The sequence below is a fragment of the Streptomyces sp. NPDC054961 genome (assembly GCF_053609145.1).
Genome location: NZ_JBSGWY010000050.1, coordinates 41185 through 58823, shown reverse-complemented (window position 1 = coordinate 58823; position 17639 = coordinate 41185). Strand labels below are relative to the sequence as shown.

13 protein-coding genes and 1 tRNA gene are annotated in these 17639 nt (G+C 74.5%); 5 read left to right on the top strand and 9 right to left on the bottom strand.

What is annotated here, in order from left to right:
- Positions 1 to 136: 136 nt before the first annotated feature.
- The 6 genes from ACWF9Z_RS31865 to ACWF9Z_RS31840 form a co-directional block, all read right to left on the bottom strand.
- Positions 137 to 1492, bottom strand: a complete 1356-nt coding sequence (locus ACWF9Z_RS31865) for an ALF repeat-containing protein (protein WP_453607993.1) — start codon at positions 1490 to 1492, stop codon at positions 137 to 139.
- Positions 1493 to 1606: 114 nt separating this feature from the next.
- Positions 1607 to 3091 carry a phosphatase PAP2 family protein gene (locus tag ACWF9Z_RS31860; protein WP_453607990.1) on the bottom strand — a complete coding sequence of 495 codons (1485 nt, stop codon included), beginning with the start codon at positions 3089 to 3091 and terminating at the stop codon, positions 1607 to 1609.
- A 99-nt stretch (positions 3092 to 3190) separates the two neighbouring features.
- The gene (locus ACWF9Z_RS31855) at positions 3191 to 4351 is read right to left on the bottom strand and encodes a thioester domain-containing protein (protein WP_453607988.1); all 1161 of its coding nucleotides are present in this window, start codon (positions 4349 to 4351) and stop codon (positions 3191 to 3193) included.
- Between the two features lie 305 nt (positions 4352 to 4656).
- Positions 4657 to 5064, bottom strand: a complete 408-nt coding sequence (locus ACWF9Z_RS31850) for a single-stranded DNA-binding protein (RefSeq protein ID WP_453607986.1) — start codon at positions 5062 to 5064, stop codon at positions 4657 to 4659.
- A gap of 138 nt (positions 5065 to 5202) precedes the next feature.
- Complete coding sequence (locus tag ACWF9Z_RS31845; protein WP_453607983.1) at positions 5203 to 7029, bottom strand: GTPase; 1827 nt, start codon at positions 7027 to 7029, stop codon at positions 5203 to 5205.
- 4 nt (positions 7030 to 7033) lie between these two features.
- Positions 7034 to 8659 (bottom strand): dynamin family protein, encoded by a 1626-nt coding sequence (locus tag ACWF9Z_RS31840; protein WP_453608004.1) that lies wholly within the window; start codon positions 8657 to 8659, stop codon positions 7034 to 7036.
- 326 nt (positions 8660 to 8985) lie between these two features.
- On the opposite strand from ACWF9Z_RS31840, the gene ACWF9Z_RS31835 reads away from it, so the two are divergent.
- A tRNA-Arg gene (locus ACWF9Z_RS31835) sits at positions 8986 to 9058 on the top strand.
- Between the two features lie 415 nt (positions 9059 to 9473).
- Here the strand turns inward: ACWF9Z_RS31835 and ACWF9Z_RS31830 are convergent.
- The 3 genes from ACWF9Z_RS31830 to ACWF9Z_RS31820 form a co-directional block, all read right to left on the bottom strand.
- Positions 9474 to 9887: a phospholipase gene (locus tag ACWF9Z_RS31830; RefSeq protein WP_453608002.1), complete on the bottom strand. Its 414-nt coding sequence runs from the start codon at positions 9885 to 9887 to the stop codon at positions 9474 to 9476.
- Between the two features lie 581 nt (positions 9888 to 10468).
- Positions 10469 to 11176, bottom strand: a complete 708-nt coding sequence (locus ACWF9Z_RS31825) for a response regulator (protein WP_453607980.1) — start codon at positions 11174 to 11176, stop codon at positions 10469 to 10471.
- Entirely contained in the window at positions 11169 to 13079 is a 1911-nt protein-coding gene (locus ACWF9Z_RS31820; RefSeq protein WP_453607978.1) for a sensor histidine kinase, read from the bottom strand. The genes ACWF9Z_RS31825 and ACWF9Z_RS31820 overlap by 8 nt, the downstream gene beginning before the upstream one ends.
- Positions 13080 to 13254: 175 nt before the next feature.
- On the opposite strand from ACWF9Z_RS31820, the gene ACWF9Z_RS31815 reads away from it, so the two are divergent.
- The 4 genes from ACWF9Z_RS31815 to ACWF9Z_RS31800 all read left to right on the top strand — a co-directional run bounded on the left by ACWF9Z_RS31815 (position 13255) and on the right by ACWF9Z_RS31800 (position 17513).
- Positions 13255 to 13779, top strand: coding sequence for a hypothetical protein (locus ACWF9Z_RS31815; RefSeq protein ID WP_453607976.1), 525 nt, complete (start codon positions 13255 to 13257; stop codon positions 13777 to 13779).
- 180 nt (positions 13780 to 13959) lie between these two features.
- Entirely contained in the window at positions 13960 to 14373 is a 414-nt protein-coding gene (locus tag ACWF9Z_RS31810) for an N-acetyltransferase family protein (protein WP_453607973.1), read from the top strand.
- 101 nt (positions 14374 to 14474) lie between these two features.
- Positions 14475 to 15812 (top strand): S8 family serine peptidase, encoded by a 1338-nt coding sequence (locus ACWF9Z_RS31805; RefSeq protein ID WP_453607970.1) that lies wholly within the window; start codon positions 14475 to 14477, stop codon positions 15810 to 15812.
- A 408-nt stretch (positions 15813 to 16220) separates the two neighbouring features.
- Positions 16221 to 17513, top strand: coding sequence for a hypothetical protein (locus ACWF9Z_RS31800; RefSeq protein ID WP_453607967.1), 1293 nt, complete (start codon positions 16221 to 16223; stop codon positions 17511 to 17513).
- The last annotated feature ends 126 nt before the right edge of the window (positions 17514 to 17639 follow it).

The following is a 17639-nucleotide window of genomic DNA, read 5'->3' as shown; positions in this document are numbered from 1 at the left end:
GGGCCGGGGGTGGCACGCTTGTCACCCACGTACGGGGTCGACACACCTGGGCGTACCGGGGGGGGGGGGGGGGCATGCCGATGGGGCGCGGGGCGGGTGGCCGCGGCGCCCCTTCGGTGGTGCTGTGCGGTGGCCGTCAGGCTCCGGTGCCCGCGCGGCGCATCCGCGAGGCGAGCACCAGGCCGGCGCCCGCGACGAGCGCGACACCGGCGCCGCCCGCGGCCAGCCCGGTGGCGGAACCGGCGCCGGTGGAGGCCAGGGCGTGGCCGGCGCCGTTCACGGTGACGTTGCCGTTGCCGGAGGGCGTGGTGCCGGTGCCGGACCCGGTGGTGGCGACGGCGGGCTGCACGGTCGTGCCGGTGCCGGACCCGGTGCCGGTGCCGGTGCCGCCCTCGGCGGGCTTGCCGGCTTCCTCGGCGGCCTTGTCCTTCGCGCGGGCCTCGTACTGGCCCGTCTTGAGGAACGCGTTGACGGCCTCGGGGCTGCTGTCCCGCAGGGCGGCGCGCCCGGCCTTCCGCAGCTCGGGTCCCGCGTCGCTGATGATCTGGGCGATCCGGACGCGGTTGTCCTGGTGGCGCAGCTCGTACTGGGTCACCTCGAGGAAGTGCCGCATCTCGGCGTCGCTCGCACCGCCGCTCAGCAGCTTGTCGGCCGCCGTGCCGGTGTCCCAGCCCTTCTCGCCCTCGGCGATCCGGGCCAGCCAGACGCGGTCGTCGGAGGCGCGGGCCACGTACTGGCCGTGCTCCACGAAGGCGCGGAGCTCCGCGGGGGTGCCGTTGAGGGCCTTCTCGCCCCGCTCGCGCACGAGGCGGCCCGCGTCCGGGTTCGAGATGATCCGGACGATCTCCACCCGGTCGTCCGAGGCACGCGCCACGTGCTGCCCGGTTTCCAGGAACGCGTGGACATCGGCGTCCGTGCCCCTGAGGGCCTTCTTGCCCTCCTCGCGCACGGCACGGCCCGACTTCGGGTCGCCGATCATCCGCGAGAGCGCGATCCTCTCGTCCGTGGCGCGGGCGTCGAACTGGCCGGTCTCGAGGAACTTGCGCATGGCCTCGGGCCCGCCGTCGAGGGCCTTGCCGCCCTCTTCGCGGACCACGGAGCCCTCCTTGGCGGCGAGCATGATCCGCAGGATCGCGATGCGGTCCTCGTCTATCTGCTCGTCCTTGCCACCGGGCTTCTCGGTCTGCTTATCGGTCTGCGTTCCGGTCGGCGTTCCCGTCTGCTTCTCGGCGGGCCTTTCCGCAGGGGTCCCCACGGTCTCACCGGAGGGCTTGCCAGCCTCCGGAGCGGTCGCCTTCTCCGGAGCGGTCGCCGCGGCCTTCTCGGCCGGCTTGGCCCCGGCCGCCCCGGCCGGGGCCTGGTCGGGAGCGGTCGGCGAGGACGGGGTGCCCGACCCCGGGGCGGTGTCGTCCGCGAAAGCCGGTGAGGCGAGCAGGACGGCCGGAGCAATGGCGGCGGCGGTGACCACAGCGGCGATCCGGGACAACTTCACAGACAGCACCCTCTTGAGTTACACACCTGATGATCCTCTTTCCGGATCACCTTAGGCGGTTTCGATCATCCCGCTCCACCACTTTGATACGGAATTGCCTGGTCCGCACGGGTGTCAGCGCGGGCGGTACACCGTCAGGGCGTCCGGGAGCTCGTCCAGCACGAGCGCGGCCGGGGCCTGCCCGCATTCGCCGTCGTAGGCGAGCGGGGTGCCGGCCGGGATGTCCCCGACGCGCAGGCTCCGCAGGCAGGTGGCGACGTGCACCGGGGAGCGGGACAGCGGCCCCGCGAAGGCTGCGGCGAGCAGGCGGGGACCCGGGCGGCCGCCGCCGAAGACGAGCCGGAGGTCGAGCAGGCCCTCCCCCAGGCTCTCGCGGTACCGGGGCGCCGGGCCGGTGCCCCGGTAGGTGCCGTTGCCCGCGAAGAGCAGCCACACGCTCCGCGGCCGCCCGGCCAGCCGGAGCCGTACGGGACGCTCGGCGCGCAGCACCCGCCAGGCCGCGAGCAGCGCGGCGGGGCCGCCGCCGATGCGGGGCGCCCACCGCAGCCGGTGGCGGAGGAGCTCCGGGTAGGCCCCGATGCTGAAGTTGTTCAGGAAGTACCCGGCTCTCGTGTCCTCGGGATCCGGGCCCGGGGTGAACCGGCCGACCCCGATGTGGACGGCCTGCCCGGCCGCCACGGCCCGGCAGGTGTCCTCGGTCCCCATGAGGCCGAGGTCCAGCGCGAAGTGGTTGAGCGTGCCCCCGGGGAACACCGCCAGCGGGATCCCGGCGCGCAGCGCGGCGGTGGCGGCGGCGTTGATCGTGCCGTCGCCTCCGCAGACGCCGAGCACGACGGACCGCTCGGCCGCCGCGGCCAGCTCCGCGGCGAGATCCGAGCCCTCGCAGGTGACGACCTCCGCCTTGGGCAGCCGCTCGCGCAGTACGTCGAGCCCTGCCGCGGCGGCCGTGCCCGAGCCGGAGTTGACCACCACCGTGAGCCCCGCCCCGTCGGGCAGTGCGGGCACCCCGACCGCCGTGCGCTCGTCACCCGGGACGATCCGTGCCTCCTCGGCGTCCCGGGTGAGCCGTCGGACCAGGAACCCGGCCGCCACCCCGAGCGCCGCGCCCGTGACGACGTCGGAGGGGTAGTGGACCCCGGTGTAGACGCGGGAGAAGGCGACGGAGGCGGCGACCGGGAGCAGCAGCGCGCCCAGGGCCGGTGACTGCAGCGCCGTTCCGGCGGCGAAGGCGAACGCGGACGCGGAGTGCCCGGAGGGGAAGGAGGTGGTCCGGGGCTGGGTGGCGAGCTGCCGCACCGCGGGCACCCCGTCCAGCAACGGCCTCGGCCGTCGTACGGACCATTTGCCGATGGTGTTGATCGTCGCGGAGGCCAGCGCCAGCGACGCGACCCCGCGCCCGGCCGCCTTGCGGGCCCCGGCCGAGCCGAAGGCGGCGATCGCCAGGGCCGTCCCGCCCCACAGCACGCCGTGGTTCGCCGCCCGCCCGAGCCGGGGCAGGACCGCGTCCGCCCCGGGCCAGTGCCGCCGGGCCACCACGTCGAACAACTGCCGGTCCCACCGCGCGACCGCGCCGCGCAGGGTCAGTTCTTGATCAGCCATCTTCTGCACCTACCCGCGGCCCGGAATCCGAATCGGCCCCCGCGGCCACCCGGCCGCGGCGACCGTCACCCCGCCCGGTCCGGGATCCGGACGGCGCCGCTACTCCCGGCCCTGCTCGCGCTGCGGGCCGGGCCCGTCCTCCAGGGGCCGCTTGCGCAGGAGCAGGACGACCAGGCCGCCCAGCACCACCAGGCCCACCGCCAGGGAGGCGATGACCGGGGTGGCCGCCGAGCTGCCGCTGGTGGCCAGCCGCTCCTCCGAGGTGTCCGGCGAGATCGCGGAGGCGGGCCCGGACAGGGCTCCGAGGGTGGCCGCCGCCGTCCCCGAGGACGCCGCCTCGGCCACCTGGACGGCCGCGGGCTCCGGCCACTTCGCCGTCGCCGTGGCCGCGAGGGCCGACGCGCTGGAGCCGGCCACGATCTGGACCTGCGCCGGCACGCCGGTGGTGAAGACCCGCCCCACCGGGACCCGGGTGGACCCGTGGACGGTGACCGAGGCACTGCCGTCCGGCGTCCCCGCCGGCACCTCGAAGAACAGCTTGGTCCCGTTGGCGGCGGTGTCGACCTCCCGCCCCTCGGCGTCCAGGACGCGCACCCCCATGGCGACGGCCGCCGGGTCCGGGGTCACGCTCACGCTGTGCGCGCCCGTCCGCACGGTCACCGGCCCGATCCGGCTGCCCGTCGGACCCGACACTTCCCCGGGCTCCAGCCCCAGCGAAGCCGGCGGCTCCGGCAGCCGTCCCGCCTCTCGCTGGAGGTATCCGGCGAGCTTCTCGGCCTCCGGGTCCGCCGCCTCCACGCGGACGCCCTCGGCCAGCCGCCAGATGGCCACCTGCGTCCCCGCCGCCGCGCTCTCCGCGGTGAGCGCGGCCGCTCCGGCGGCCTTGGCCAGCCCGGCCAGATCGTTCAGCTGGGGGTAGGAGTGCTCCAGGATCCAGCGGACCCGGCCCCCTTCGCCGCTTCCGGCGAGCGGGGTGCCGTTCCAGCCGCTCTCCGCGTACCGGGTCTGGGGCTGCGCGTTGCCCGCGAGACCGACCCCGTACGTCTGGAGCATCCCGCCGCCGTCGACCCGCATCTCGTACAGCCCGGCGGGAATCTGCCGCACGGAGCCGTCCGCCGCGCGCAGGACGGCCTGCCCGTAGGTCTTCAGCCCGTCCAGGACGGCGCTGGCGCCCTCCGGCGCCCGGGAGGACACCGGGCCGTTGTCGGCGGCGGCGTGCGCGCCCGGCGCCGCGGCCAGCGCGGCGGCGAGCAGCGCCACCGCGATCGGGCGCCGCGCGGAGCCCCGTACGGCCGTTGCGACCGTGAGGCGCCGGGGAGCCCTGCCGGCACCGGTGCCCGGCGTGACGCCGGGAGCCGCGCCGGGGGCCGAACGGTGGTCCGGAGCGCGGTCCGGAACACGCTGAGGAGCTTGGTCCGGACCGTGTTCCGGACCGGGAGCATGAACGACAGCATGAACGACAGCAGGAGCGGAGGGTGCGGGTACGGCAATCGACACAGTCTTCCCCTTCGGGCCGAAGGCCCAGGTGCCCGTGAGTACCGGGGAATCCTATCCGCCTCGAACACTCAGACCACCGCCGCCTTCTGATTGAGCATCAGCGGCACGTCTGTTCTGACGACCCGCCGGAAGGCGGCCGTTCCCCGGTTCAGGTCGTGCCCGATGGCGGTCGCGTCGATCTCCGCCGAGCACCACCGGTTCCCCTCGGCGTCGGGCGGTGCCTCGCGCACCCGCAGCCGCCCGTGGACCACCATCGGTTCGCCCACGGAAACGGATCCGGCGAGGTTGACGGCGAGGCTCCGCCGCGCCCACACGGTGTAGAAGCTGGTCGCCCCGTCCGCCCAGGACTCCTTCTTCCGGTCGTAGTACCTCGGGGTGACGGCGAAGCGGAACCTGGCCGCCGGGCCGTTCACCGTCTCCTTGTAGTCGATCTGGGTGGCCACGTACCCCACCAGCGTCACCTGGGTGTCGTTCATCCCGGCCGTCCTCCCGGGGTCCGCGCCGCGCGTTCGGCAACGCGCCGCCCCGACCCTCATGTCCGTACCCGCCCGGCCGATCCGAGCGGGGTACGACCATGCTGGCCCGGTTCGCCGGAACCCGCTGGGGCCTGTGGACTACTGGCGGGTTGTGGAAAACTTCGCCACCGTCGCGTACTGCTCGCGCACCTCGCGGTAGCGCAGCAGTTCCGCCGCCACCGGCTCCAGCACCCGGGCCCGGCCGCACCCGGCCGCGGCCTCCCGCAGCCGCCGCTCCGCGTCCTGGCCGTACCGCCTGGCCGGACCCCGGGCCCCGATCGAGCAGGCCCACTCCACCAGCGGTCCCCCGATGATGCCCGCCACCATCAGCAGCACGGGCGGCATCAGCCGCGGTTCCAGGACGCCGGCGATCTGTCCGACCAGCCACAGCCCGCCGAAGATCTGGAGCAGGGTCATGGCCGCCTGCGCGAGCACCGCCGCCGGCCACCACGAGGGCCGCGGCGGCCTGGCGCTGGGCACCGCGACCGCCGCACCGAGGGTCACCGCGATCTCGTCCAGCGCCTCCGGAAGCCCTTCGGCGCCGCGGACCGCCGTCTCCCGCACCGCCTGGGCCCACGGGTCGGGCAGGCCGCGGACCGCCCCGTCCGCCACGGTCCGCACGGCCTGTTCCACGCGCTGGCGGGCCGTCACCTCCTCCTCGACCGGCGGCTCGGAGACCGTGGAGGACCGGCCGATCGCCGCCAGCGCGGCGAGGCCGGCCAGAGAACGCGGGGCTCGCCGGCTCTCGTACCACCGCCACAGCCGCAGCCACGGCGTCCCGCACGCCTTTCCAGCGTTGCGCCGCCAGGCCCGCTCGGCGGCCAATCCCGCCGCGTACGCCCCGACGGCCTCGGCGAGCCGGTCCTCGAACTCGGCGCGCGCCGTCTCCCCGATCTCCGGACCGGCGTGGCCGTCGGCCACGTAGAGCGGCCGCAGGCGCGCGGCGGCCTTGTCGACGTCGGCGCAGATCCGCCGGGTCGCGGCGCCCTTCTCCTGGGTGAACTGTCCGAGCATCTCGCGCAGTTCCCCGACTCCTTCACCCGTGAGAGCGGAAAGCCCGAGGACCGTGGCCCCGGGCTCTCCGTGCTCGCCGAGCGCGATCCCGTCGTCGTCGAGGAGCCGGCGCAGGTCGTCCAGGACGAGATCGGCGGACTCGCCGGGCAGCCGGTCCACCTGGTTCAGCACGACGAAGGTCACCTCGGCGTGCCCGGCCAGCGGCCGCAGGTACCGCTCGTGCAGCACCGCGTCCGCGTACTTCTCCGGGTCCACCACCCACACGACCGCGTCGACCAGCGCGAGGACGCGGTCCACGTGGTCGCGGTGGGCGCCGACGGCCGAGTCCAGGTCGGGCAGGTCGACGAGGACCATGCCGCGCAGCGCCTCGGCCTCCGAGGTCTCCCGGGGCCGGCGGCGCAGCCGTCCGGGGATCTCCAGCCGGTCCAGCAGCCCGGCGGCCCCGTCCGACCAACTGCACGCGATGGGCGCCGCGGTCGTGGGCCTGCGCAGCCCGGTCTCGGAGATCTGCACGCCGGCGAGTGCGTTGAACAGCGTGGACTTGCCGCTTCCGGTGGCGCCGGCGACGGCGACGACGGTGTGCTGTGCGGAGAGCCCGCGCCGCGCCGCCGCCTCGTCCAGGATCCGTCCGGCCTCCGCGAGGGTCTTGCCGTCGAGGATCCTGGTCCGGGACAGACCGATGAGCTGGCGCAGCGCGTCGAGGCGGACGCGCAGCGCCTGGGCCTCGGGGCTGAGCGGGGGCGAGGGGGCCTTGCCTCCGTCGCTTCCGGCGCCGGAAACCGCCCTGACGAGTGCTTCGTCGCCCTCGTCGTCACCCGTTCCGGGCCAGTCGTCGTCGGCGACCCGGGGGCGCGAGCGTGCGATGAGCCCGTCGTCCCAGCGGTCGTCGGTCCGGTCGGTCAAGGCGTTCACCGCGTCACCTCTCCTTCTGCAGTACGGACAGTGCGGCGATCAGCTCGGCCTGGGGTTCGGGGCTCACTTCGAGGGCCTCGATGGGGGCGAGGCGGCGGTCGCGTTCGGCGCGCAGCACCTGGTCGAGGTGTTCGCCGACCAGTTCCCCGCCCCGGTCGCGCAGCCGTACGGCGGCCTGTACTCCGATCCGCTCGGCGAGCTTCTCCCCCGCCGGACGGGCCCGCTTGCCGCCGAGCAGGGCGGCGACCAGCAGGGCGGCGACCCCGTCGGGGTCGGGTGCGGGCTGCTTGTCGAGCTGCGCGACCTCCTCCTCGGCGAGTTCCTCCAGGACCCGCCGCCAGCGCCGTACGGCCACGCCGATACGTTCCGCCGCCTCGTGGTCGGGGGTCGGCAGGACCACGGCGCCGGCCGCGGGTTCGCGCCGCCAGGCGTCGGCGATCCGCTCGTCGGCGGCCGCGACGGCGCACTGGAGCAGTGCGGCGAGGGATTCCGCGAGCGAGTCGAGCAGTTCGTCGGCGCTCGTGTCGAGCGGGTAGCCGCGCCAGCGCGTGAGCGCGTCCCCGGCGAGTACGGCGCCCCGGTCGAGGCGGCTGCGGACCCGCTTGCCCTCCCTCTTGTAGGCGTCTTCGACGGCCGATGTCAGCCGTACGGCGGCGGCGTGCTGGGCGGCGACGGCCGAGGCGAGCTCGGGCATCCGGCGCCCGAGCGAGTCGAGCGCGCCGAGCGCGGTGCGCCCCACGGCATGCTGACGGGCGGCCGGATCCTGCGCGTGGTGGGCGAGCCAGGCGAAGAGGGGCGCGACGGCACTGGCGGGCAGGAGCCCGCCCCCGCCGGCCGATTCGGGCAGTTCGGGGACCGTGAACCGCGGTACGTCGCCCAGCCCGGCCCGCGTGAGCAGGGCCCCGTACTGCCGGGAGACCTCCGTGAGCACCTGGTGCGGGACCCGGTCGAGGACGGTGATCAGGGTGGCTTTGTACTGCTTGGCCGTACGCAGGAGGTGCCAGGGCACGGCGTCGGCGTAGCGGGAGGCGGTGGTGACCATGACCCAGACGTCCGCGGCGCAGATGAGCTGGGCGGCGAGCGTCCGGTTGTCGACCACGAGGGAGTCGATGTCGGGGGCGTCGAGGATGGCGAGGCCGCGCGGGAGGGTGGCGACGGTCTCGATCCGCACTTCGCGGGTGGCGTGCCCGTGGAGCTTGCCGCCCGGTCGGTGGAGGGTCTTGCGGGCGGCCGGCAGGGCGTCCTCGTCGGTTTCCGGGGCCCAGACCCGCATCAGGTCGGGGAGGACCCGCACCCCGGCGAACCAGTGATGATCATCCGGATGGCAGACGAGCACAGGGGTTCGCGTCGTGGGCCGGAGCACTCCGGCTTCACTCACTTGGCGCCCTACGAGGGAGTTGACGAGGGTGGACTTTCCGGCTCCGGTGGACCCGCCGACGACGGCGAGCAGCGGCGCCTCCGGCGCCTTCAGCCGGGGTACGAGGTAGTCGTCGAGCTGCGCGAGCAGCTCGGCTCTGGTCTGGCGGGCGCGGGGGGCGCCGGGCAAGGGCAGCGGCAGACGCACGGACGCGACCCGGTCGCGCAGGGCGGACAGGGCATCGAGCAGCTGAGGCCGAACATCCAAGGTCACCACATGCGAAGAATGCCCAATTTCAGACCATTTTTGAAGCTTATACGTCCCCTGCGCGCCGAGCGCTACCCCAGCGGGACATCTCAGACAGAGCGGACGAGTGGGGCGCAGGCATAACGAGTACACAACACCCAGGGCGCCACGGCGCAAAAGCGATGCGCGAATCGCACCTGCCTGCGATTATCGGGACCGCTTCACCGAACCTCCACATCGTGGCACGCGGGTGAAGCAACCGGGACAAGGCAAACGGAGCCCTATCCTTGACCCGGAACAGACCGCAGTCCCACCCCAACCCCGGGGCTCCAGGCCACCACGGCCACCTCCCGGCCCCCGTAGCTCAGTGGATAGAGCAGGTGCCTTCTAAGCACTTGGCCGCAGGTTCGAGTCCTGCCGGGGGCACTTTCTTTCCACCCTTGTGAGCCCTCCCTCCGGGAGGGCTTTCGTGCAGGTCAGCGGCACATTACCCGGACGGCCGTAGCGGAGGCGTAAGCGCCTGCGCGCCGCCCCGCGACACACGGCCCGGCGACGCGCCGCTCCACGCGAAGCCGCGCCGCAGCCCTTCGCACGGACCCGTGCCGTCACCCTCCCCCCACCCCGGTCGGCGCACGCGTCAACACGCCGAAGGGCGCACGCGGCCGCGCGCCGGTGGTCTTCGGCCACACCGGCGGCGCGCTCGCCGGAGAGCGGGCGCCGGGCCCCGGCGACGCGGCCGGGCCTTCTCAATCGGGGCCTGTCGGGGCCCGTTGGGACCCGTCAGGCCTTGTCGTCCCGGTGCGGTGCATCCGTGCGCCGGTGACGGCCGCGAACTCCGTTTCTACTCGAAGGCCTTGACCGCCTGGTAGTAGGTCCACGCGGTGGCCTCGCACGAGGCTCTGCGCGCGACTGCGTACGGCGCGCAGACCCGCCGAAGATCCGCGTGGAACATGTCGTCCAGGCGGGGCTTGACGGCCCGGAACCCGCCCGCCGCCTTGTAGTTGCGGTACCCGAAGTCGTGCCGGGCACAGGCCAGGCGGAAGGGGAACCCGAACGGGTTGTCCGGTGAGGTCGTGCAGTAGTCCGTCGACCAGTCGAAGCCGTACGCCGCCCACGCCTCCGGGTGCGCGCGGGCGGCGGTCCAGGCCTCGTAACTACCGCCGCTCACCGCCGTCCAGGAGCTCAGCACCAACGGCTTGTCCGCCGGTACCTCCGGCGCCGCGGACGCGGCCGGCGCCAGTGCGAGCACCGCGATCGCGGCGGCCGCAACCGCGAGAGCGGACGCACGGGCGCGGCTCCCGATGCCGGCCTTGACGGTTTCGGCGGGCTCAGGGGCCGGGACCTGAACGGGAACGGGAACGGGGACAGGGACGGGGGCCGGGACTGAGGCCGGGGCTGGGGCTGGGGCCGGGGCCAGGGCTGGGGCGCGGTGAAGGATGGCATCGACGTCGTAGTCGAGCGCGGGACGGTGAGGCACGGTTCCCTAACGACGCGCGCCCACCCCGGGTGGCGGGCAGGGACGCGCGGCGGCCCCCGGGCCGACAGGGGCGCCGCTTCTGGGCGTTGACCACGTCCAGCATGGTCGGCAGGGCCGCCCGTCGGGCCGACGGGTTCCGAGTAGTGGATGCGCGATGCGGTACGGGACATGCTTCCATCGTCCGCGTGCACCGGCCTCACCGTCATCGCCCTCAAGGCCTCGATGCGGCATGAGACTTGAGTAGGGGGCCCGCCCCTGCCCGGCCCCTTCGACCGATCCCTCGACCGGTCCCTTCGATCGATCCCTCGACCGGTACCTGCTCTGGCCCTACACCAGGGACCGGCGGCGGCGAACGGCCGTCACCCGTCGCCCGCGAGGCCCACTTGGTGGGCGAGAAGCGCCGCCTGGACCCGACCCGCACTGCCCGTCTTCTCCAGGATGGAGCCGACGTGCGTCTTCACCGTGCCGATGCCGATGCCGAGCCGTCGTGCGATCTCCAGGTTGGCGAGGCCTTCGCCGAGCAGGGCGAGCACCTCCCGCTCCCGCTCGGTGAGCGCGGCGATCCGCGCGTCGGGACCGGCCGCCGCGGGGGCGCGCAGGTCGGCGCCACCGCCCTGGAGCATCCGGCGGATGACCGCGCCGGTGACTCCGGGCGACAGGACGGCGTCCCCGCCCGCGGCCGACCGTACGGCGCTGATCAGTTCGTCGGGGCCCTCGTCCTTCAGCAGGAAACCGGTGGCCCCGGCCGCCAGCGCGCGCATCACGTTCTCGTCGTCGCCGAAGGTGGTCAGTACGACGACCTGCGGCGCCGGGTCCAGGGCGGTGAGCGGCCCGATCGCGGCGAGTCCGTCGAGGACGGGCATCCGGATGTCGAGGAGGACCACGTCGGGGTGGTGCCGCCCCGCGAGCTCCACGGCCTGCGCCCCGTCGACGGCTTCGGCGACCACCTCGATGCCGTCGGCGTGCTTGAGGATCATCCGCACGCCGGCCCGGATCATCTGCTCGTCGTCGGCGAGCAGGACCCGGACGGTGCCGCCGGTCCCGTCCGGCCGCTGCGTCTCATTCATGTGGGCTCCCGGAAGGGGTGGGTGAGGCCGTACGGGCGAGTGGGGCAGACGGTGCCGGAGTTGCCGAGGCCGAGGGGGAGGGGGAGGGGGAGAGTGACCGGGACGGCAGCGGTGGCGAGAGGGAGGGAGACAGGTCCGCGGGCACCATCGGCACCTCGAATGGGGCGATTTCGATCAAAACCTCATCGCGGAAACAGTAACGGGTGAGCTTCAGCCGGTCCCGGCCGGCGGTGTCGCGGCTGTACGGGTAGATGCACTCGGTGGCGCCCGCGGGCCGCGCAGGCTCCCGCCCGGCGGCGGCCGCGCGGGCCTGCCTGTCGTCGTAGACCCCGGAGTACTCGGCCTGCGCGCGGGTCATCCCGAGCTCGGGCGGCTTCGGCGGGGTGTAGCCGGGGCCCCGGGCGTTGCCGACCAGTTGGAGGCCGAAGATCAGGGTGGCGCCGATACCGGCCAGGCCGAGCAGGGCCGAGGCCGCCTGGGCGACCGGGATCAGCAGCGGAGCCCTCCGCAGCCGCAGCGCCGCGGCGCCCGCGGGGCCCGGCGTACGGGTCTTCGCGCGTTCGGCGTCGGTCTGCACCGCCGTCGGCGGGACGGCGGGCAGCCGGGCCCGCACGGCGAAGCCACCGGCGGGATCCGGGCCGGCCTCCAGGTCGCCGCCGAGCAGCGCGACCCGCTCGCGGAGCCCGTTCAGGCCGCGCCCGGTGCCGACTCCGGCGCCCGGCCCGGCGGGGCCCGAACCGGCGGACCCGGGCGACCCTGGGGACCGGCCCGACCCCCCGGAACCGGCGGACCTGCCCGGCCCACCCGATGTGGCGGACCCGGCGAAACCACCCGGCCCTCCGGTGGTCCGGGCCGCGCCGGCCGACGGCCGCCGCCGGGCGCCGTTGACCACGGCGACCTCGACGCACGCCTCGGTGTGCGTGATCCGTACCTCCACCGGCGCCCCGGCGGCGTACCTGTGCACATTGGTCAGCGCCTCGCGCACGACCCGGTGCACCGCCCGGCGTACCCGCGCCTCCCGGGCCGCCGTGTCGGGCCCGGTCCATGCGAAGATCACCGGGACCCCGCCCGCGCGGGACTCCGCGACCAGGGCCTCGATGTCGGCCCGGGTTCCGGTGGCGTCGGTCAGCGCCTCGGTCCCGGTGTCCCGGGACAGCGGCCCGAGCACCCCGAGCGCCTCGCGCAACTCCCGCATGGCGTCGCGGGTGGCCTGTCGCACCTGGCCGGCGCTCTCGCGCAGTTCGCCGGAGCCGTCACCGCCCTTGCCGCGCAGGGCCATTTCGAGGCCGCCGGCATGCAGGGAGATCAGGCTGAGGCGGTGCCCCACCAGGTCGTGCATCTCGGCGGCGATGCGGGACCGCTCCTGGATGCGCGACTCGCTCTCGACGAGCCTGCGGTTCTCCTCGGCGGCCGCGGTCCGCTCGCGCAGGGCGACGAGGAGCCGCCGCTGCTGTCCGGCGGAAGCTCCGACCAGCCCGGGGACGAGGACGGCCACCGAGGCGAGCACCCCGCCGATGGTGAGCCCGTACTGCCAGGAGCCGAAGCCTTCGCGGTACACGGACGCGCCCGCCGTGAGCACGGTGAGCGCCCCGGCCCCGAACAGCACGGCGGCCCTGCGCCCGGCCCCGGCCAGCTGGTGGGACACCGCGTACGCGGTCACGGCCATCAGGATGCCGAGGCAGGACATCACCCCGAGGAGGGCGCCCATGCCGAGCAGCGCCACCTCCGGGCGGCGGCGGCGCACGAGGAACAGGGCCAGCGCGAGGAGAGCCAGCCCCACCTTGGCGTAGGTCGGCAGGGCGCTGCCGGTCTGGGCGATGAACCCGTACGCCAGCACGACGAGCGCACCACCGGCGAACGCCTCGGCGGCGGCCCGGAGAAGAGAGCGACCCGTGGCAGACATATCACCGATTATCCGAGGCCGGCGGGGGTCGGGCATGAGCCTCACGAGGGATCCGGCCTCTGCCCGAAGGCAGAGCCGAGACTTTGGTATGAGTCGATGTCACTCTTGCGGCAGAGATCCGGTTCGTCCTCGGGAGGGACGCGGGTTACGAACCCCGCCCCGTTTACTCGTACACATGAACCGCCGTCCGCTCGTCATCGCCGCCGCCACCGTCGGAGTGCTCGCCACCGCCGCCATCGCCCTGCCCAACCTGCCGACCAACCCCGTGACCGACGCGATCAACGACCACGTGTTCAAGGAGAAGGGCAAGCGTTACGCGACGGCCGCCGAGGCCCCGACGCGCGGGGAGTTGACGTGGGCGCTGCCCGCCTGGGTACCGAAGGACGCGACCGACGTCCGAATAAAGGCGCGCACCGGCGGCGGGGCCCGGCTGATCCGGTTCACGCTGGGAGCGACCCCGCTGAACGGCCCGCAGTGCGCGGCGGGCACGCCGAAGAAGTCCCCGAAGACGGCGCTGGCGGCCAAGTGGTGGCCGGGCGACACCCAGGCCGAGGAGCGGCCCGACTGCCGGGACCACTATCAGTACCAGGTCACGGTGCGCGGCAAGAAGGTCTACGCCTGGACGGACGGCACCCCGTCCCCCGGAGCGAACACGCAGGACAGCAACCGGGTCCAGCCCGCTTCGACCCGCACCCGCTGACCGACCGGCAAGCCGCTGCCCCGACCCGACCGACCGACCGACCGGCGAGGCCTGCCCCGACCCGACCGGCCAAGCCCCGCCCGCCCCGACCGCTGACTCGCCGCCCTGATCAGGCACAGCGCGCCACGCCGCGTCGGGATCGGGCTTCCCGTCGGCCGTCCGGCCACTATCGTCGCCGCCATGGACATCCGCCCCGCCCGCACCCCCGCCGAACTGCAAGCCGCCGAGGGCCTCTTCGACGGGCCCACCCGCCCGGACTGGTCGCAGCGGTTCCTCGCCGCACCCGGGCACCTGATGCTCATCGCCTATGTGGACGACGTGCCCGCCGGGATGGTCTCGGGCATCGAGATGAGCCACCCCGACAAGGGCACCGAGATGTGCTTGTACGAGCTCTCCGTCGACGAGGGCTACCGGCGGCGCGGCATCGGCCGCGCCCTGACCCAGGCACTCGCCGTCGAGGCCCGGGCGCGCGGCTGTTACGGCATGTGGGTGGGCGTCGACACCGACAACGAGGCCGCGCTGGCCACCTACGACGCGGCCGGCGCCGTGGACGAGGGCGTCTTCGCCATGCGCGGCTGGCCCATCGCGCCGTAGGCCCCGTCCCCTTGCGACCATGCCCCCTGCGGCGGCGTGTCGTGGGGCCAGTCGGCGCACCCTCCGCGCGGGTGACCCGCGGCTCGCCGAGCATCGGCCGCATGACCGTACTCACCGCGCTGTTCCCGGCCGCCGCCCTGCTGGCGGTGGCCACCGCCCTGCCGCCCCACGCCGCCACCAGCGCAGCCGCAGCCACCACCGACGCCGAAACCTCCGTCGCCCCCTACGTCGTCGTCCTCAAGGAGAGCGGCTCCCGCGCCTCCGCCCTCGCCGCCACCCGCGCCCTCGCCGCCGAGGCCGAGGCGTCCGGCGACCAAGTCGGGGCCGTCTGGGACACCGCGCTGAACGGCTTCGCCGTCCGCACCACCGCCGGCCGCGCCGCCGAACTCGCCGACGACCCCCGGGTGGCTTCCGTGGAGCCCGACGCCACCTTCCGGATCGACGGCGCCCGCACCGGAGGCTCCCGCACCGGAAGCTCCCGCACCGGCGGCGCCAGCACCGAAAGCGCCCGTAGCGACGGCGCCCGTGCCCACGGCAGCCGCCGGACCGTCGACGGCACGGGGGCGGTGCCCCTCGTCCAGACACCCGCGCCGTGGCCCCTGGACCGGCTCGACCAGAGCGCGCTCCCGCTCGACGGCTCGTACGCGTACGCGACCAAGGCGGAGGGGGTCACCGCGTACATCGTGGACACCGGAATCAACACCCTGCACCAGGAGTTCGGCGGCCGCGCCCGGACGGGCGCCAACGCGGTCCGTCTGGAGGGCGCCGCGGACTGCAACGGCCACGGCACGCACGTGGCGGGGACCGTCGGAGGGGCCACGTACGGGGTCGCGAAGGGGGTGTCGCTCGTCGCCGTGAAGGTCGCCGACTGCCAGGGCGACGCTTCCCTGTCGGCCATCACGAGCGGTGTCGACTGGATGGTGAAGGACTCCCTCACGTTCCCCGCCACCCCGGCCGTGGCGAACATGAGCCTGGGCGGCAGCTACAGCTTCGCCCTGAACCGGGCCGTGACGCGGGCGATCGCCGCCGGGATCACCTTCACCGTCGCGGCCGGAAACTCGGGCGAGAACGCCTGCAACGGGTCGCCGTCCGGCATCCGGCAGGCGGTCACCGTGGGCGCGACCGACGTCGAGGACCGGCGGCCGGCCTTCTCCAACCTCGGCCCCTGCGTGGACCTCTTCGCCCCGGGCGTGTCCGTCGTCTCGGCCTGGAAGGGCTCCGCGACGGCCCTCGCGCGGGCCTCCGGCACCTCGATGGCGGCCCCCCACGCGGCGGGCGTCGCCGCGCTGGTGCTCGCGGACGGCCTCGCGGCCGGCGGCCCGCGCAAGACCCCCGCGCAGGTGGCCGAAACTCTCCTGCGGAGCGCGGTGCCGGACCGGATCACGGGCCTTCCGTCCGGGACCCGCAACCTCCTGCTGCACGTCCCGGCCGCCGGATAGCCCCTACCGAGGCACCCGTCGACGGCACCTCGACGGCACCTCGAGGGCCCCGGCGGGCGGCCGCCGGGCACCGGGGCGGATCCCGCGCCGGCCCGGTCCGGCCCCCGCCCCGGCCCAGCTCAAGCCCGGCCCCAGGCCCGCCCGAGCGGACCGCCCGCCCAGGTCAGAGGCGAGTCGGGCACCTGCGCGGACCCCACCCGCCCCACTCACCCCGCCCACCGGCCGGTCGGTATCCCAACCGCTCCGGCACCCGGCCTGATGGCACATCAATTTCTGTGCGCTTCGGGCGAAAGCAAGCCATTGACTTCTCATCACCGCGACGCGTCAATGTCGGCCACCGCACCGGCTCGGCCTCCCCCACACAGCGGGTGGGGGGAGGGGTTCGTTTGACGAAGGAGTCGCGACCTAGTGAGTACAACGTTTCGACGAAGAGTTCTGGCCGGGACGGGCGCTCTGTCCCTGGCCCTGACCGGCGCCGTGGTGGGCCTGTCAGGCACCGCGCAGGCCGCGACGAAGACGACGCCCGTCCAGGTGGACTGCGTCGCACCGCCACCCCAGGCCGGCGCCTCGGGCATCCAGAACTACACGGTCACCCTGCCCGACGGGGCCAAGGCCGGCGACGTGGTCCCGGTCACCATCGACCCGGGGGCGAGCCCGGTCATCCCGGGATTCTCCGTCACGACGGTCAACACCTCCAAGATCACCCTCAAGGTCGGGTCGACCACCCAGACGGTCGTCAGCCCGCCCGAGACGGTCAGCGTGGTCGCCGGGCAGCCGCTCGACCCCGCCCCGTTCTCCGGCACCGTCAAGATCCCGGACGGCTCCGAGGGCACCACGGTCTCCGTGGCCCTGGACCTGGCGGTGACCGACGCGAACCTCGGCGGATCGGTCTTCACGACCACCTGCACACCGAACCCCCGCCCGAGCGCGGCGGTCGGCTCGGTCGCCGTCGAGGCCCTGCCCAAGGACCCGGTCACCACCAAGCTGACGCCCAACAGCGGCAAGGCGGGCCAGGAAGTGGTCGTCACGGGCGCCAACTTCCCGGCGGGCGCGGTCACCTGCTCCGCACTCAGGAACGGCGCCCCCACGGGTGAGACCGGTAGCGGCACGGCCACGGCCGCCGGCGTCGCGACCTGCAACATCGTCGTCAGCCTCGCTGCCGACGAGATCAAGATCGACGGCTCGATCACCCCGTACAAGGCCTACGTCTTCATCGTCGACCAGCCCGGCGTGAAGAACCCGGTCGACGTCGAGGTCCTTCCCGGTCCGCTGGCCATCGGCCCGCAGGCCGGCAACCCGGCCGTCGACTTCGGCAAGGTCACCATCAACGGCAAGGCCCAGTCGGTCGTCGGCCAGTTCACCGCGATGGCCGTCCAGGACTTCCGCGGCGGCACCCTCGGCTGGGACGTCTCGGCGACCCGTACGCCGTTCCTGAACGAGGTCACCGGCCACTCCATGGCCAAGGCGCAGCTCGGCATCCAGCCGACCTGCAAGGTGACCAACGCGGACAGCCCGAGCACCTGCTCCGCCGGTGCGCCGGGTGCGATCTCCGACACCCCGATGAAGATCGCCTCGCAGGCCGCGGGCGGCGACGACCTGACGGGTGGCGAGTTCGAGATCGGCGGCGCCGGGATGATCCAGCTCCCGCCGTTCATGTTCGCGGACACCTACCAGTCGGTCGTCACCTTCTCGATCGCCTGACCCGTACGGCCCCGCTCCAGCCCGGGTGGTGGGGGGCGCCGGCGCCCCCCCCCCCCCCCGCGGCGTGAGACCCCCCCCCCCCGCGGCCCCCCCCCCCCCAGCACCCCCCCCCCCGGCCGCCCCCCC

What these genes read in the sequence shown, in the direction of transcription:
- ACWF9Z_RS31860 (WP_453607990.1), bottom strand. Translation starts at nt 3,091, where the DNA reads ATGGCTGATCAAGAACTGACCCTGCGCGGCGCGGTCGCGCGGTGGGAC.
- ACWF9Z_RS31850 (WP_453607986.1), bottom strand. Translation starts at nt 5,064, where the DNA reads ATGAACGACACCCAGGTGACGCTGGTGGGGTACGTGGCCACCCAGATC.
- ACWF9Z_RS31825 (WP_453607980.1), bottom strand. Translation starts at nt 11,176, where the DNA reads ATGAATGAGACGCAGCGGCCGGACGGGACCGGCGGCACCGTCCGGGTC.
- ACWF9Z_RS31820 (WP_453607978.1), bottom strand. Translation starts at nt 13,079, where the DNA reads ATGTCTGCCACGGGTCGCTCTCTTCTCCGGGCCGCCGCCGAGGCGTTC.
- ACWF9Z_RS31815 (WP_453607976.1), top strand. Translation starts at nt 13,255, where the DNA reads ATGAACCGCCGTCCGCTCGTCATCGCCGCCGCCACCGTCGGAGTGCTC.
- ACWF9Z_RS31810 (WP_453607973.1), top strand. Translation starts at nt 13,960, where the DNA reads ATGGACATCCGCCCCGCCCGCACCCCCGCCGAACTGCAAGCCGCCGAG.
- ACWF9Z_RS31805 (WP_453607970.1), top strand. Translation starts at nt 14,475, where the DNA reads ATGACCGTACTCACCGCGCTGTTCCCGGCCGCCGCCCTGCTGGCGGTG.